At 62.4% G+C, this 14,656-nt stretch carries 13 protein-coding genes and 1 pseudogene; 6 read left to right on the top strand and 8 right to left on the bottom strand.

What is annotated here, in order from left to right; translation table 11 throughout:
* The first annotated feature begins 157 nt into the window (after positions 1-157).
* The 5 genes from colR to B9N88_RS18470 all read left to right on the top strand — a co-directional run bounded on the left by colR (position 158) and on the right by B9N88_RS18470 (position 3,928).
* Positions 158-841 carry a two-component system response regulator ColR gene (gene colR, locus B9N88_RS18450; RefSeq protein WP_027605482.1) on the top strand — a complete coding sequence of 228 codons (684 nt, stop codon included), beginning with the start codon at positions 158-160 and terminating at the stop codon, positions 839-841.
* Positions 831-2,111 (top strand): sensor histidine kinase, encoded by a 1,281-nt coding sequence (locus B9N88_RS18455; RefSeq protein WP_027605483.1) that lies wholly within the window; start codon positions 831-833, stop codon positions 2,109-2,111. Before colR ends, B9N88_RS18455 begins: the two co-directional genes overlap by 11 nt.
* Before the next feature lie 188 nt (positions 2,112-2,299).
* Entirely contained in the window at positions 2,300-2,980 is a 681-nt protein-coding gene (locus B9N88_RS18460) for a class I SAM-dependent methyltransferase (protein ID WP_027605484.1), read from the top strand.
* A 4-nt stretch (positions 2,981-2,984) separates the two neighbouring features.
* Positions 2,985-3,704: a lipopolysaccharide kinase InaA family protein gene (locus B9N88_RS18465; RefSeq protein ID WP_027605485.1), complete on the top strand. Its 720-nt coding sequence runs from the start codon at positions 2,985-2,987 to the stop codon at positions 3,702-3,704.
* The gene (locus B9N88_RS18470; protein WP_027605486.1) at positions 3,701-3,928 is read left to right on the top strand and encodes a hypothetical protein; all 228 of its coding nucleotides are present in this window, start codon (positions 3,701-3,703) and stop codon (positions 3,926-3,928) included. The genes B9N88_RS18465 and B9N88_RS18470 overlap by 4 nt, the downstream gene beginning before the upstream one ends.
* 121 nt (positions 3,929-4,049) lie before the next feature.
* Here B9N88_RS18470 and B9N88_RS18475 read toward each other — a convergent pair whose 3' ends face one another.
* The 3 genes from B9N88_RS18475 to B9N88_RS18485 are packed head-to-tail and all read right to left on the bottom strand — an operon-like array spanning position 4,050 to position 7,685.
* Positions 4,050-5,147 carry a DUF1513 domain-containing protein gene (locus B9N88_RS18475; RefSeq protein ID WP_027605487.1) on the bottom strand — a complete coding sequence of 366 codons (1,098 nt, stop codon included), beginning with the start codon at positions 5,145-5,147 and terminating at the stop codon, positions 4,050-4,052.
* Positions 5,148-5,149: 2 nt separating this feature from the next.
* A complete protein-coding gene (locus B9N88_RS18480) occupies positions 5,150-6,214 on the bottom strand; it encodes an imelysin family protein (RefSeq protein ID WP_027605488.1) in 1,065 nt (354 codons plus the stop codon).
* A gap of 31 nt (positions 6,215-6,245) precedes the next feature.
* Positions 6,246-7,685 carry a di-heme oxidoreductase family protein gene (locus tag B9N88_RS18485; protein ID WP_027605489.1) on the bottom strand — a complete coding sequence of 480 codons (1,440 nt, stop codon included), beginning with the start codon at positions 7,683-7,685 and terminating at the stop codon, positions 6,246-6,248.
* A gap of 140 nt (positions 7,686-7,825) precedes the next feature.
* Here B9N88_RS18485 and B9N88_RS18490 point away from each other — a divergent pair, with 140 nt between their 5' ends.
* Positions 7,826-8,389: an NAD(P)H nitroreductase gene (locus B9N88_RS18490; protein WP_027605490.1), complete on the top strand. Its 564-nt coding sequence runs from the start codon at positions 7,826-7,828 to the stop codon at positions 8,387-8,389.
* 63 nt (positions 8,390-8,452) lie between these two features.
* Here B9N88_RS18490 and B9N88_RS33305 read toward each other — a convergent pair whose 3' ends face one another.
* From B9N88_RS33305 to B9N88_RS18510, 5 genes and pseudogenes are all read right to left on the bottom strand, one after another.
* Complete coding sequence (locus tag B9N88_RS33305) at positions 8,453-9,208, bottom strand: methyl-accepting chemotaxis protein (protein ID WP_371263365.1); 756 nt, start codon at positions 9,206-9,208, stop codon at positions 8,453-8,455.
* 102 nt (positions 9,209-9,310) lie between these two features.
* Positions 9,311-10,645 (bottom strand): annotated as a pseudogene (locus B9N88_RS33310) (HAMP domain-containing protein); the annotation flags it as partial.
* Positions 10,646-10,730: 85 nt separating this feature from the next.
* Positions 10,731-11,132: a YbaN family protein gene (locus B9N88_RS18500; RefSeq protein ID WP_027605492.1), complete on the bottom strand. Its 402-nt coding sequence runs from the start codon at positions 11,130-11,132 to the stop codon at positions 10,731-10,733.
* A gap of 168 nt (positions 11,133-11,300) precedes the next feature.
* The gene (locus B9N88_RS18505) at positions 11,301-11,909 is read right to left on the bottom strand and encodes a biliverdin-producing heme oxygenase (protein WP_027605493.1); all 609 of its coding nucleotides are present in this window, start codon (positions 11,907-11,909) and stop codon (positions 11,301-11,303) included.
* A gap of 136 nt (positions 11,910-12,045) precedes the next feature.
* Positions 12,046-14,610, bottom strand: coding sequence for a TonB-dependent receptor (locus B9N88_RS18510; RefSeq protein WP_027605494.1), 2,565 nt, complete (start codon positions 14,608-14,610; stop codon positions 12,046-12,048).
* Positions 14,611-14,656: the final 46 nt, after the last annotated feature.

Genomic DNA, 14,656 nt, shown 5'->3' on the forward strand with positions numbered 1-14,656 from the left:
CTGTAGTCAGTTTGTGAAGCTATAGTGAAAAACTCGTTGGTAGGCTGAATCGGTTGAAAACCTTTATTGGCACGCCTTTCCGCTCTATCCCTGAGCCACACTTGGCCTTAAGCTGCGCGAGCCAACACGGCCGTTACCGCGTACGGAGACACTGCCCATGCGAATTCTATTGGTTGAAGACAACCGCGATATTCTGGCCAACCTGGCCGACTACCTGGGGCTAAAAGGCTACACCGTGGACTGTGCGCAGGACGGTTTGTCGGGCCTGCACCTGGCCGCCACCGAGCATTACGACTTGATCGTGCTCGACATCATGCTGCCTGGCATCGATGGCTACACCTTGTGCAAGCGCCTGCGTGAAGACGCCCGCCGCGACACGCCAGTGATCATGCTCACCGCCCGCGACCAGTTGGATGACCGGCTGCAGGGCTTCAAGTCCGGTGCCGACGATTACTTGCTCAAACCGTTTGCCCTGTCGGAACTGGCCGCGCGCATCGAAGCGGTGCTGCGCCGTGCCCAAGGCGGCGGTCGCCGCGCCCTGCAAGTGGCCGATCTGAATTACGACCTCGATACCCTGGAAGTGACCCGCGAAGGGCGCCTGCTCAAGCTCAACCCGGTCGGCCTCAAGCTGCTCGCGGTCTTGATGCAGAAAAGTCCCCACGTACTGCGTCGGGAAGTGCTGGAAGAGGCCCTGTGGGGCGATGACTGCCCGGACAGCGACAGCCTGCGCAGCCACGTGCACCAATTGCGCCAGGTGATCGATAAGCCGTTCGCCAAGCCGTTGCTGCAAACCGTGCATGGTGTGGGTTACCGCCTGGCCGAGGGCCGTGATGGAGTTTAAGCAAAGCCTTGCCCAGCGGATCATCATCGCCTTTGCCTTGATGAGTGCGTTGGTGGCGGGGGCCTTCGCCATGGGCATCGTCGCCACCGTGCACCTGGTGGAAGAGAAGCTGATCTCGGCAGGCTTGGGCGGTGACCTGCAGCGCCTGCTGCTGATGGACACCGTCGAGGACTGGCGGCACCGGCCCGAGCCCGACCAGCTGTTTTACTTCAGCGGTGGCCCGGGGGATTTTGAATTGCCCAAGGACCTGCGGCATCTGGAACCAGGGTTTCATGAGGTGTTTCGCGAGGCGCTGTCGTACCACGCCATGGTCGAAGTGGTCGACGGTCGGCGCTATGTGCTGCTGCAGGATCAAAGCGATTTCGAAGAGCGCGAGCGCGTGCTGTTTGCCGTGGTGCTGGTGGGCTTCGTGCTCAGCCTGGCGCTGGCGGTATTCCTCGGCTGGGTACTGGCCCGTAAAGTGATGGCGCCGGTGGTGCGCCTGGCCCGCCAGGTGCGGCACCGCGACCAGTTGCTGGGCCTGGCGCCGCCCCTGGCCCCGGACTACGCAGCCGACGAAGTGGGTGAGCTGGCGGTGGCCTTCGACGCCACGCTGGGGCGCCTGCGCCAGGCATTGTCCCGTGAGCAGTTGTTCACCAGCGATGTCAGCCACGAACTGCGCACGCCTTTGATGGTCCTGGCCAGCTCCTGCGAATTGTTGCTGGAAAACCCGGCTATCGATCAGCGTGGGCGTAACCAGGTCGAGCGAATCGCCCGGGCCTGCGAAGAAATGCGCGAACTGGTACAAACCTTCCTGATGCTGGCCCGGGCTCAACATGATGACGGCAGCATGTCACCCAAGGCCAATCTGTCCCAGGTCGCTGATGATCTGCTCGGCATCTGGCGCGAGCCCATCGAGCACAAGGGCCTGGAGTTGATCTACCAGCCGGGCGACCCGCTGGATACGCGCTACAACGCGACCTTCCTGCATGCCGTGATGGGCAACCTGTTGCGCAATGCCCTGCATTACACCGAAAGCGGCTTCATCCGGCTGACCCTGGAGCCGACCGGGTTTGTGGTGGAAGACAGCGGCGTCGGCATTCCCGAAGACAAGCGCGAAGCGATGTTCGAGCCGTTCGTCCGCGGCAGTGAGAAGCGCGGTGAGGGCCTGGGGTTGGGGTTGTCACTGGTCCAGCGCATCTGCGAGAACCAGGGCTGGAGCGTTACCCTCAGCACCATGGAGCCCAATGGCTGTCGCTTTCACGTCCAGTTGAGTCAGGTCAACGCCTGAGCGTTCCCCCTGCCGTTATCCTGCCAGAGATCCCCGTAAATCGGCGAAGATGGCCCCATGATATTGCTTGTGTCTGTAAAGTCTTGAAATGTATGGGATTGGACAGGACAAGTTTTTCACAAGGGGTTGACCTGTTGATCACAGGACGCTGCTTAAGGTTGTAGGCATCAGCAACAGGAGATCCGTTGATGCCTACCCCGATCAAGCTCGAATTTTCCGAAAAGTACGACGACCAGCACGCCCACGAATATTTGCTCAAGCATCAGGACAATCTGGCGCGCCGGTTGTCCCACAAACGCGACGAGCAACTGGCCCGTGGCGCGTTGGCGATGGCCGGCGAGCCAGGCCTGGTGCTGGACCTGCCGTGTGGCGCCGGGCGCTTCTGGCCGCTGCTGGCGGAAAAACCCAACCGTGTGATCATCGGCGCCGACAATTCGGCCTCCATGTTGAAGGTCGCGATGGCCGCCCAGCCCGCAGAAGTGGTGAAACGGGTACGGCCCTTGCAGACATCTGCCTTCGATATCGATTTGCCGGATAACTCGGTCGACAGCATTTTCTGTATGCGCCTGCTCCACCACATCGGTGATCCGGCGCACCGTCAGGCAATTCTGCGGGAGTTTCAGCGGGTTACCCGTGACAGCGTGATCATTTCGCTGTGGGTCGATGGCAATTTCAAAGCCTGGAAACGCAAGCGTCTGGAAGGAAAGCGTCGCAAGACAGGTGAGCAGGAAGGTTACCAGAACAGATTTGTGTTACCGGCTGCTACTGTTGAATCAGAGTTCGAGCAAGCCGGATTCCGTGTTCAGGAATCCCTGGACTTCATACCGCTCTACGCCATGTGGCGGGTGTATGTATTGCGCAAGAGGTAACAGGATGGCAGTTGAGTGCGTAGCAGGCAGTCACGTAGCTCCCGAAGAACGCTTCGATTATTTCTGGCGTCAGCAAGGCGAATGGGTCGAAGAGCCCAATCGCCGGCGTGGCGGTGAAAGTGGTGTACAGCGGGTCATGACCGCTAATGGCCGTTTGCTCTACAGCAAGCGCCAGACGGGCCATATCTACCGCAGTTGGCTGCACCCGTTCGGACGCCCCACGGTGCTGCGCGAGCGGGATGCCCTCAGGGGCCTGCGACTGCTGGATGTTCGCGTGCCCGAAATGGTCTTTTGTGAGGCGCGTCGTGACCCCGAGCACCGCTGGAAGGCGCTGCTGGTGACCGCCGCCCTCGACGGCTTCGACGAAATTGAAAACTGGTACGCCGCCGGTGGTCGCGAACAGTATGGCGAGCAGGTGCACGAGCGCTTGCTCAAGGCGTTGGCCGCTACCCTGGCCCGCATGCACAAGGGACGCTGGCAGCACGGTTGCCTGTACATCAAGCATATTTTCGTGCGGGTGACGGGCGAGGGCGACTCGGCCCAGGTGGAAGTGGCGCTGCTGGACTTCGAGAAATGCCGCCAGCGCTTGACCGCTTATCGGGCAGCCTCCCATGACATGTTGCAGCTGCGTCGCCATTCGTCGTGGAACAGCACCGACTGGGAAAAACTCAGCTACTTTTATGAAGCGGCGTTTGGCAGCGCTATCAAGGGTTTAACCAGATGAAGCTAGAAATAGCACGAGGTCTGTTCCTGGTCGGGGCGATGGGCATTGCCGCCCTGGCCCTGGCCGCATGGGAGCAACCTCGCACACAGGTACTCAGTGCGGTGCAAGGCGGCGGGCAATGCCTGCTGCCCCGGGTCGCCAAGGCGAGTGCGGCGGTCAAGCCTGATCATGAGTTGCTGTTGTTCATGTTTGGGATGTCCCAAGGGATGAGGCCGCAGAGTTGAAACGATTCAAACCCCCGAAGAAGGGCCTTGCGATGCGAGGCCCTTTTTTTTGCCTTTCAAACCTTATCCGCAACGCGGCTGCTACGGGGGCGCGGCGTTGGCTAGGCGGTATCTACGCAGCTCAGATCAGATGCAGGTGGTTATCCCAGAGCCCTGCCGGCAATTCCAACGGTTTGGCGACCAACTGTTTCTGGCGGCAATCGTAGTAGCGGCAACGCCCTTGGCCCGAGGTGACGACAAACCCGTCTGCCACTGCACCGACGCCTGCGCAGTCGGGCAGCGGTCCATCCAGGCGCAGCTCGGCAGTGTCCATGTCCCAGATAAAGAAGCGGTTGCCACGGGGTGCGGTCAACGCCACCAGGCGCAATTCGCTGTGCACGGCGACGCTGGCGGTGTAATGCCCCATGGCCTGCAACTGCTCATCGGCCACCGGGAACGCCATGAACGGCTCGCCCGGGCGCTTGATCGCCAGCAACTCGGAGCGCTCCTGGGACGGTCCCATGAACTGCTGGCCGGTGAGAAGGGTGCCATCGCTGGCGATGCCCATATGGCGCACGCTGTTCATCTGCTGGCCGAGGGTTTCCTTGCTGATCAGCGTGCCGTCACGGTGCATCAGCACCAGGCTCGGTTCCATCGCGTTGAGGTTCATCTCCACGCGGCTTTCGGCTTCGGTGCGAATGCCGCCGTTGGCCACCGCCAGGGTTTCGCCGTCGGGCATCCACGACACCTGGTGCGGGCCGATGCCATGGGTGGAGATCTCGCCGCTGTGCACCAGGCGCTCGCCTTCGAACTTGTACACACCGAGCAGGCCACGGCCGGGATCGGACGTGTCGTTCTCGGTGGCGTACAGCCAATCGCCGCTCTTGTGGATGACCGCATGGCCATAGAAGTGGCGGTTGGCGTTCGAGGTGAGGGTTTGCAACAGCGCGCCATCGCGCAGGTCGATCAGGTAACTCTCGGTGCCCGGGCGGCGGGCAACAAACAGCGCAATCGGCAGCGTCGGGTGGTTGATGATGTCGTGGCAGCGCTGGCCGACCTGGGTGGCGAACACCTGCTTGCCGTCCAGCTGAAAGCCCACGGCATAGTGCTTGCCGTCTGCATCATCGCGGGCCGACAGCAGCAGCGGGCGCTTGCCTTTCCCTTTGAACAGCGTCCAGCCACCCAACGTGAGTGCGCTGAGCAGCACGCTGCCGATCGCCAAAGCCTGTCGCCTGAGCATCATCAGTCACCGTCGTTGGCATTGAAGCCCAGTTGAATCCCCAGCGCCTTGGCCAGCTCGCCTTCGTGCAGGCGGTGGACGACGTTGAGGCTGTCGTAGATGTCGTTGAGCTGCTGGCGCCCGGCGTCATCGTTCAACAGTTCGTTGAGGGTACGCTGGTTGCTGGCGAACAGTTTCAGCGCGGCCGCATAGGCTGCGTCGATCTTGTCGGCCAACGGCTTCTGATCCGCCGGCAGCAAACCACGCAGGCCCTTGTTGTCCACGCCCACCCACACGGTCTGGGCGGCGGCGAGGCTGGCTTCCAGGCTTTGCAGGGACGACTGGCTACGCCATGCATCGGCCTGGAACGGCTGCGGGATGCCCTTGGTCTGGCGGCCCATGGGCGTGCCGAGTTTTTTCTTCAGGGTGTCCAGTGCGGTCACTTGTACGCGCAGCAGATCGGCGATGGCTTCGTGGGAATCAGCGTAGCGCTGGTTCGGGAACTTGCTCATCTGCGCGAGCATGCCGTCGGTGCTGTTCCAACTGGCCAGGATCTCTTCGGCCAGGGCTTTCTGGCGCTCACCGATGGCCACCAGCAGCGGGCAGTAACGGGCTTTCTGCGCCTCGTCGGCGATGTCGGTCCTGGCGTCGTAGAGGATGTATTCGTAGGCCGACAGGCCCTGCACCACCACGCTGGACTTGGCCAGTGCGGCACCGTCGATCTGCGGCTGGGCGGCGACCAGTTGCTCGACCTGGCGGCCCACCAGGTTCTTCTTGTCCGGCCAGAACTGCACCTGCCACGAGCGGTTGCCCTCGGCCAGCGGGCCGATCAGCAGCGGTTGCAACTCGGCCCAGGCTTTTTGCGCGTGGAGGAAGTCGGCGCGGGCAGTGTCCAGGCTTTCCTTGCCCTGGCAGTAGGCGAGGGCGCTGACGGCCAACTGACGGTCGGCTTCGACCCAGCGGCTGTAGGTCGGCAGGATCACCTGCTTGGCGATCGCCGCCGAGGTCACGGCTTGCGGGTCTTGTGGCGAGCAGGCGCCCAGGGCGAGGGCGGCCAGGCTGGTGAACAACAACTTGGGACGGAACATGTCGAGCTCCCTTCTGTAATTGGGGCGAAGCTTATAAAGAATTCAGGAACGCCAGCAACGCAGCGCGCTGCTCGGCATTGAAGGACAACACATGCTGCTGCGCCGCTTGTGCTTCGCCGCCGTGCCACAGCACGGCTTCGAGCAGGTTGCGGGCGCGGCCGTCATGCAGGAACTGGGTATGGCCACTGACGGTCTGCGTCAGGCCGATGCCCCACAACGGCGGCGTGCGCCAGTCGCGGCCACCGGCCTTGAATTCCGTGCGGTTGTCGGCCAGGCCTGGCCCCATGTCGTGCAACAGCAGGTCGCTGTAGGGGCGAATCACCTGGTTGGCCAACTCGGGTTCGGCGGCATTCGCAGCGGTGGTGAACGTCGGTTTATGGCAACCCTGGCAACCGGCCTGGTAGAACAGGTTTTTCCCGGCCAGCACCTGCGGCGTGTCGACGTCGCGGCGCACGGGCACTGCCAGGTTGCGCGTATAGAACAGCACCAGGCGCAGGATGTTGTCGCTGACTTCCGGCTCGCCATCGGGGCCATTGCCGTTGGGTGCCTGTTTGCAGGCGACTTGGGCGTCGGTGCAGTCATCGAAGGGTCTCAGGGAGGTGGTAAGGCCCATATCACCAGAGAACGCGTGAACATTTTGTTGATTGAGATTGGGTTGCCCGGCTTTCCAGCCAAAACGCCCGAGTACGGTTTTTTGCTCGGCGTCATCCCAGACCCGATTCGCGCGGCCGACGAGGGCTTCCTCGTCGGCGGTCTTCGGGTCGGTATTTCGCAGGATGTCCGCGTCGCTGATGGCTTCGAGCAGGCCCAGGCCGATCATCGGTGGGGCGATGCGTGCGGAGAAGCGCGTGTCCGGGTGCATCGGGCCATAGCCGAGCTGGGTGATTTGCAGGTCGGGCTTGCGCAACTCGACGACGGTGCCGTCCTTGAAGGTGACGTTGACCGGCGTGTAGTCGACGCGCACCTTGCCTTCCGGCGGCACGCCGGGCACCGCCATGTCCTGCAGTTGCCCGCCGTAGACGGGCTCGGGTACCACCCCGGCTTGCTCGATGAGCTTGGCGTAGGGCGGCTGGTCCTGGGTAGACAGGGGAATCGACAGGCGCACCAGCATCGACACCGCATTGGCCGCGTCGGGCAGCGGCGGGTGGCCACGGCCGTCCTTGATATGGCAGTTCTGGCAGGCGTTGGTATTGAACAGCGGGCCCAGGCCATCGCGGGCGGTGGTGGTGGACGGCGCGATCACCCAGGGGCTGCGGAAGAAGCTGTTGCCCACGCTGAAATCCAGGCGGCGCGTGGGCGACAGGTTGGCCGAGGGCAGGGAAAACGCATTCTGGTCGCGCTTGTTCACCGTCGTCGCGCCGCCCGCTCGCGCTTCACCCGGCTCGGCCTTGGTGAAGCGTGGGGCGTCGTCGCAGGCGGCCAGGCTCAAGGCCATCAACGCTGCGCACAGGCGAAAAAGCGAACGAAACATCGAGTTTCCCGGACCAAGGCTGAAAATAAGGTCGCAAAGTCTAACAGGGCGGGGCGGATTGAATAAGAGCAATTATCGTTTGGTGGCATCCCGATTCATTCCCGCTAGAATGACCGCACATTTTTTTCTGGAGGTGGCCAATGCAGGCTCTCGACGCTTTGCTCAACCGTGTTTCCGTGCCGCGTTTGCTGGAACCGGCACCGACCCAGGAGCAGCGCGATGTGCTGTTCGCCGCAGCCATGCGTGCGCCCGACCACGGCCAACTGCGCCCTTGGCGTTTCCTCACCGTGGAAGGTGCCGCCCGTGAGCAGATGGGCACGCTGTTGGCCGAAGCCGCTCGCCTGCAGGACGCCGATGCTCCCCAGGCTGTCATCGACAAGGCCCAGAACGGCCCGCTGCGGGCGCCGCTGGTGGTGGTGGTGATTGCCCGCCTGCAGGAACACTTCAAGGTGCCCAAGTCTGAACAACTGTTGGCAGCCGCCTGCGCGGCCCACGGTATTCTGCTGGCGGCCTATGCCCAGGGGATTGGTGCGGTGTGGCGCACGGGTGAACTGTCCTACTCGGCTCATGTCGCCAAAGGCCTGGGGCTGACGGCGGATGAGGAGGTGATTGGCTTCCTTTATTTGGGTACACCGCAGAACCCGCCGCGTACGGCGCCGAAGGAAGATGTGGCGGCGTTTGTGCAGGCCTGGACGGGTCTCTAAGCAGTAGGCGGTCAAAATGTGGGAGGGGGCAAGCCTCCTCCCACATTTGACCGTTGGTGTGTCTTACACCTTGAACTGATCCATGAGTTTCATCTGCTGGCTGGCCAACGCATTGAGCTGGCTGCTGATGGCCGCCGACTCGGTGGCCTGGCCAGTGAGGGTTTCGGTCACGGTGCGGATCGCCGAGACGTTGCGGTTGACCTCTTCGGCCACGGCGCTTTGCTGCTCGGCGGCGCTGGCGATTTGCAGGTTCATGTCGCTGATCACCGTCACGGCATCACTGATCTTGCCCAGGGCCTGCGCGGCTTGATGGATCTGCCCTGCGTTACTCTGGGCCTGGCTCTGGCTCGAGTGCATGGTTGCCACCACGCCACGGGTGCCGCTCTGGATACGTTCGATCACCTGGCGGATTTCCTCCACCGAATCCTGGGTGCGCTTGGCCAGGTTGCGCACTTCGTCGGCCACCACCGCAAACCCCCGGCCGCTTTCCCCGGCGCGTGCGGCTTCGATCGCCGCGTTGAGCGCCAGCAGGTTGGTTTGCTCGGCAATGCTGCGGATCACTTCCAGGACTGAACCGATCTGTTCGCTGTTGACCGCCAGGGCTTCGACTTCGCCCACCGCCTTGCTGACTTCTTCGGCGAGGGTGGTGATGTCGCGGGTGCTCTGCTCGATGATCGACATGCCTTCACGGGCCGAGTGGTCGGCGCCGCGTGCCGCGCTGGCGGCATTGGAGGCGCTGTTGGCGACGTCATGGGCGGTGGCGCTCATTTCGTTGGACGCCGTGGCCACCTGGTCGATTTCGCGGAACTGCACCTGCATGCCTTCGCTGGTCTGGCGTGCGATGGCCGAGGACTGGTCAGCCGTGCCACGGGCTTCGGTGATGCTTTGCTTGATCTGCGCGATGGTTGGTTGCAGTTTGTCGAGGAAGCGGTTGAACCAGTTCACCAACTCGCCCAGTTCATCTTTCTTGGCATAGGCCAGGCGCTGGGTGAGATCGCCGTCGCCGCTGGCGATGTCCTTGAGCATGGCGGCCACGCTGTTGATCGGGCGGGTCACGCCGGTGGCGGTGAGCCAGATCAGCAGCAAGCCGAGCAGGCCGGCGGCGGCGCCGACCAGCAAGGCCTTGAGCGTGCCGCTGGCCTGGGCGTCGTCGAGTACCGCCTGCAGCTTGACGTTATCGGCCAGCATCACGCTTTTGGGCAGTTTGATCACCACGCCCCATGGCTTGGCATCGGCGAGTGGCTTGACCGGGTACACGGCGCGAATGGTGTCGCCCTGTTCACGGATCATGCGGTTGTCACTGGCCAGCAATTGCACGATTTCCTTGCCTTCGGCGCCAAGGGTGTCGATCAGGTTCTTGCCGACCTTGTCCGGTTCGCCGCTGTAGGCGGCAATCAGGCCGGTACTGGAAAGAATCTCCAGGTGCGCCGCGCCGTTGAACAGGTCTTTCTGTGCGGCGTCGGTGGTGGCTTGCAGGGCGGTGAGGGCAATGTCCACACCGATGACGCCGATGAGTTTGCCGTCGACGATCAGCGGCGAAGCGATGGTGGTCATCAGCACCTTTTTGCCCCCCACTGTGTCTTCATACGGGTCCAGCAGGCAGGTAGTGCGGGTGTCCCGTGGGCAGGTGTACCAGATGTTGTAGGGCGTACCGTTGAGGGTGAGGGTGGTCTTGTTCAGGTCCTCTTCGACCATGACGGTGTTCAAGCCTTCGCCGCCGGCACGGCTCCAATAACTGGAGAAGCGCCCTTTTTCGTTGGAGGCGCGCGCTTTGTCATCGACGAATTCGCTGTCCTTGCCATCCAGGCTGTTGGGTTCGAACGACAGCCAGAAACCCAGCACTTTGCTGTTGCGATCGAACGTGGTTTTCAGGCTCTGGTTGATTTCTTCGCGCAGCGCGCCGGCGTCCAGGCCACGCTTGCTGGCCATGGTGCGCAGGTCCTTGACCTGGTCGGCCAGTGCGGTCAGCGCCAGCAGGCTGTCGCCGAAGGTTTTCTGCAGTTGCACTGCCTGTTCGGCCGCCCTGGCTTGCAGCAGTTGTTCCACGCCGTCGGTAAGCATGCGCGAGCTTGAGTCGCTGACCAACTGATCGTTCTGGTTGGTGTTGTAGATGTTGATGCCGACCACCAGCGCAATCACCCCCAACAGGCAGAGCCCGGACAGCAGCACGATTTTCAAGCGGATAGAGAGGGTGTCGAACATAGGTTCACTCACGAATGGGCATGTTGGAGGGCTCGCAGTGCAGGCCAAGTCCATTCAGCGCTATGTCTGAAACATCGGCGTAACAAATTAATTCATGAGAGGCAGGCGATGAGCGGTAGGAGAACGGCTACAGCCGGCGTCACACGGGCTGTGCGAGCCGTTCCGGGCGTGACCAGATCCATAGGTTGCCCAGGCTCATCCCGGCAATCGCCAGGTAGATCGGCCAGCCGTGGTCGAGCATCACCAGCATCAGGATGGCGCACAGCAGCATGCTCACGGTGGCACTGACTTTGGCCCGGCGCGCGATGATCCTGCCGTTGCGCCAGTTGAACAGGATCGGTCCGAACAGGCGGTGGTTTTCCAGCCAGGCACTGAGGCGCGGTGAGCTTTTGGTCGCGGCCCAGGCGGCCAGGAGGATGAACTCGGTGGTGGGCAAACCCGGCACCACAATCGCCACCAGCCCGATGCCCAGGCTGACGTAGGCCAGCAGGCCGAAGAGGATCTGTGCGATTTTCGAGGTGGATTGGGGTTTGCGGGTCATGGTGTGTGCAAAGTAGGGGATAACAAAAGAGTCGGCATTGAAATGCAATCAACTGTGGGAGGGGGCTTGCCCCCGATGGCGGAGGGTCAGGTACCTATTTGTTGACTGATGCACCGCTATCGGGAGCAAGCCCCCTCCCACATTTAAACCGCATTTCAATGTGGGCGATCAGGCCAGTTCAGGGGCGCTAGCGTACGCCTGTTCCAGCAGCACGGTGAAGCGCACAAATGCATCCACCGCGCCTTTTTCCGCTGCGGCTTCTTCCTCGGCGCTCAATTGCAACGCATCCAGGGTGCGAGTGAAGCTTTTCCAGCCTTCGGCGCGACCACCGGCCGGCTCACCCAGGTGGCGGGCACCGAAGGTTTCGCTCAGGCCCAGACCTACGGCGCGCTTGATCAGGAACGCCGCGCCCAGCTTGGAACCTTCGGACACGAACAACCAGCCCAGGGCTTCGGCCTTGCTCGGGTTTTTCAGCGCGCCGGGGAGCGGTGCTGGCACTTCGGTATCCAGGTCAGCCAGGTCCAGCCTGGCGGCTTCGGCGCGGCAGCGTTCGGCCAGGTCAGGCACGATCTTGATCAGTTCGGCATCGTTGTACAGGGCCACCAGTTCCGACTGGAACAGGTACTGCGCCACTACGAAACGCGCGAAGTTGGCCTGGGTTTCAAACGGCGCGTGGGCCTTCACCAACGCGTCCAGCCTGGTGTGTGGCTCGTGGGTAATCTGGTTCAGGCGCTGGGAGCGCAGGCTTGGGCGTTCTGCGGTAGAAGAAGCGGTCATGAAAAAGTCCTTGAGAAGGGGGAGCGCCTTATGGCCCTTAAAGAGAGCTGTTATCAACTAGACGAACAAGAAGACGCGGCACAGTAAAAAATCCTCACCTCGCCGCTGAAATTTCGACGAGGTGAGTCGGGTGTCGTCAGATGTCCCAGATCAGGTTGATCGCAACGTTGCGGCCCGGCTGGGTCAGGCGGTCGAGGTTGGCCGGTCCGGTCACCGCGGCTTCGCCGACACTGTCGTAGCTGCGTACGTCATCCCAGTTCCAGTATTTCTTGTCGGTGAGGTTGTAGAGGCCGCCGTTGATGGTCACGTCCTGGGTGACTTTGTAGAAGGCGGTCAGGTCGACAACCCCGAAGCCCGGGGTCTTGAAGGGGCCGCTGGTGTCGCCGTCCGGCGCGTGGAAGGTACTGCTGTCGACGCGATCCTGTTTTTTCACCAGGGTCCAGCTCAACAGACCACCGTAGTTGTCCTGATCGTAGCCCAGGCCAAATACGCCCTTGAGCGGGTTGACGCTGTTCAGCGGCTCGCCGTTATCGTCGTTACGACCGTAGGCATAGGACACCGAACCCTGGGTGTAGAGGCCCTGCGGGGCGCCGAATGCATCCAGGTTCAGGCGCCCTTTGGCTTCGGCCCCCTTGATGGTGGCGCGCTTGATATTGATGGCCTGGAACTGTTCGACCGTGCCGCCGACGACGGCGTTGTCCTCATCGATAAAGTCGCGGTACTTGTTGTAAAACACGGCGATTTCAAAGGATCCCTCGTCAAATTTGCCGCGAATCCCGGTTTCGATGCCCTTGCTGGTTTCTGGCTTGAGGTCGGGGTTCGGCTCGACGGTGTAGCCCAGGTTGAGGTTTTCAAAGCGGCCGTACAACGCCTTGGCGGATGGCGTACGGAAACCTTCGGCATATTGGCCGAACCAGGTGTATTGATCCGTCAGGGCGTAAGTCAGGCCGAACTTGGGCGTCACACGGTGCCAGGTTTTTTCCTTATCGCTCACCGGGTCCGCGCCAGTCGGGTTGACGGTGTTGAGGAACTCCTGGGTCAGCTTGGGTTTGAGCTGGGTGTAGTCGTAGCGCACGGCGGGCAGGAAGGTCCATTTGTCCCAACTGATCTGGTCCTGTGCGAACAGCGAGTAGGTGTTGATGGTCGGGTCGGGGAAGTCGCTGGACTTTTTCACACTGTCGGAGGCCATCGGGCTGGGGGCGCCGATGGCGGTGCAGCCACTGCCGACGGCCACACAGGTCGCGCCGCCCTCGCGCGAGCCGGTGACTTTCTGCTGCTTGAGGGTAGTGCCGTAGGTCACTTGGTGATCGGTTTCACCGAGGCTGAACGCTTTGTCCAACTGCGCATCGAAAATCCACTGTTTTTCCTGGTACAGCGTGTCGCGGGTGCGCAGGACACGACGACCTGACTGATAGATCTCGGCAGTGGTCTGGTCGGTCTTGGCGATCTGGTAGTTGAGGCTGGTCTTGATCCGGTCGGCAATCGGCGACTCAAGGGCGAAGCTGTTTTCCAGGCCGAAACGTTCGCGGGTAATGGTGTCGTTACCACGGCGATCACGGTAGAGGTTGAAGCCTCGGCCGCCGATGAACGGGCCGCCCACCGCGTTCTTCAGGTTGACGTCGCGATCATCCTTGTACTTCTCATAGGTCAGGCCCAGGCGGTTGTCATCGCCATAGTTCCAGCCGAGCTTGGCCAGGATGTTGGTGGTGCGCGCGTCCTCGGGGTTGGCGCCGGTACGGGCCAGGCCGGTGGCGTTGTTGCCGTCGTAGGATTCGGTCTCATGGCCATTGCGCTGGCTCAGGTGCAGCAAGCCATCGAAGTCCTGCACGCGGCCGGCGACGGTGCCGGAGGTCAGCCAGCTTTCGTCGGCGGAACTGTAGCCGGTCTTCAAGCGTGCGCCGACGTCCTGGCCGGGCTTGATGATGTCGTCCGGGTCGAGGGTGAAGTAACTCACGGCGCCGCCGATGGCGCTGCTGCCGTAGAGGGCCGAGGCCGGGCCGCGCAGGATCTCGACGCGCTTGACGACTTCCGGGTCGACGTAGTTGCGGCGGGTCTTGGCGTAGGGGCCGTTGAAGAAGTTGTCGGGCACTTCCACACCGTCCACCTGGGTAAGGATGCGGTCGCCGTCGATCCCGCGGATGTTGAACCCGGCATTGCCGGCGCGGGTGCCTGCGCCGCCTACCGAGACGCCGGGCTCGTAGCGCACCAGCTCACGGATGGTGTTGACGTTCTGGCGGTCCAGTTCTTCGCGATCATGCACGCTGACGGTGCTCGGTACGCTGTTCACATCCTGCGCGTTACGGGTAGCGCTGATGGTCACCTGTTGCAGGTTGAGGGTGCTGCCCGCCGTGCGCTTTTCCAGGACGATGTTGTTATTGCCCAGCTTGCGGTAGCTCAGGTTGGTCCCCACCAACAGCCGGTCCAGGGCTTTCTCCGGCGACAGGGCGCCGCGCACCCCAGGGGACGACACACCCTGGCCCAGCTCGGCGGGCAGGCCGACTTGCCAGCCGGTCACGCTGGTAAAGGCGTTCAGCGCCGAAACCAGTGGCTGTTGCTCGATGCTGAAGCTGTAGTTGCCGTGGCTGCGGGCGGCAGGTTCGGCGGCAGTGGCGGCCATCACTGGCGAACCGGCCAGCAGGATGGCGGCGGTCAGCAAGGACAGCACGGGGGAGGAGGACCGGCGGTTGAAACGAGAGGACATCGAGAGCGCTCCGGAAGGTACGAATCTTATAGTTGCGAACCGAACC

It is taken from the genome of Pseudomonas sp. LAMO17WK12:I1 (assembly GCF_900177315.1).
GTDB lineage: Bacteria > Pseudomonadota > Gammaproteobacteria > Pseudomonadales > Pseudomonadaceae > Aquipseudomonas > Aquipseudomonas marginalis.

Coding starts and splice junctions, on each gene's coding strand:
- colR (WP_027605482.1), top strand. CDS start 158: ATGCGAATTCTATTGGTTGAAGACAACCGCGATATTCTGGCCAACCTG.
- B9N88_RS18455 (WP_027605483.1), top strand. CDS start 831: ATGGAGTTTAAGCAAAGCCTTGCCCAGCGGATCATCATCGCCTTTGCC.
- B9N88_RS18460 (WP_027605484.1), top strand. CDS start 2,300: ATGCCTACCCCGATCAAGCTCGAATTTTCCGAAAAGTACGACGACCAG.
- B9N88_RS18465 (WP_027605485.1), top strand. CDS start 2,985: ATGGCAGTTGAGTGCGTAGCAGGCAGTCACGTAGCTCCCGAAGAACGC.
- B9N88_RS18470 (WP_027605486.1), top strand. CDS start 3,701: ATGAAGCTAGAAATAGCACGAGGTCTGTTCCTGGTCGGGGCGATGGGC.
- B9N88_RS18475 (WP_027605487.1), bottom strand. CDS start 5,147: ATGCTCAGGCGACAGGCTTTGGCGATCGGCAGCGTGCTGCTCAGCGCA.
- B9N88_RS18480 (WP_027605488.1), bottom strand. CDS start 6,214: ATGTTCCGTCCCAAGTTGTTGTTCACCAGCCTGGCCGCCCTCGCCCTG.
- B9N88_RS18485 (WP_027605489.1), bottom strand. CDS start 7,685: ATGTTTCGTTCGCTTTTTCGCCTGTGCGCAGCGTTGATGGCCTTGAGC.
- B9N88_RS18490 (WP_027605490.1), top strand. CDS start 7,826: ATGCAGGCTCTCGACGCTTTGCTCAACCGTGTTTCCGTGCCGCGTTTG.
- B9N88_RS33305 (WP_371263365.1), bottom strand. CDS start 9,208: ATGCAGGTGCAGTTCCGCGAAATCGACCAGGTGGCCACGGCGTCCAAC.
- B9N88_RS18500 (WP_027605492.1), bottom strand. CDS start 11,132: ATGACCCGCAAACCCCAATCCACCTCGAAAATCGCACAGATCCTCTTC.
- B9N88_RS18505 (WP_027605493.1), bottom strand. CDS start 11,909: ATGACCGCTTCTTCTACCGCAGAACGCCCAAGCCTGCGCTCCCAGCGC.
- B9N88_RS18510 (WP_027605494.1), bottom strand. CDS start 14,610: ATGTCCTCTCGTTTCAACCGCCGGTCCTCCTCCCCCGTGCTGTCCTTG.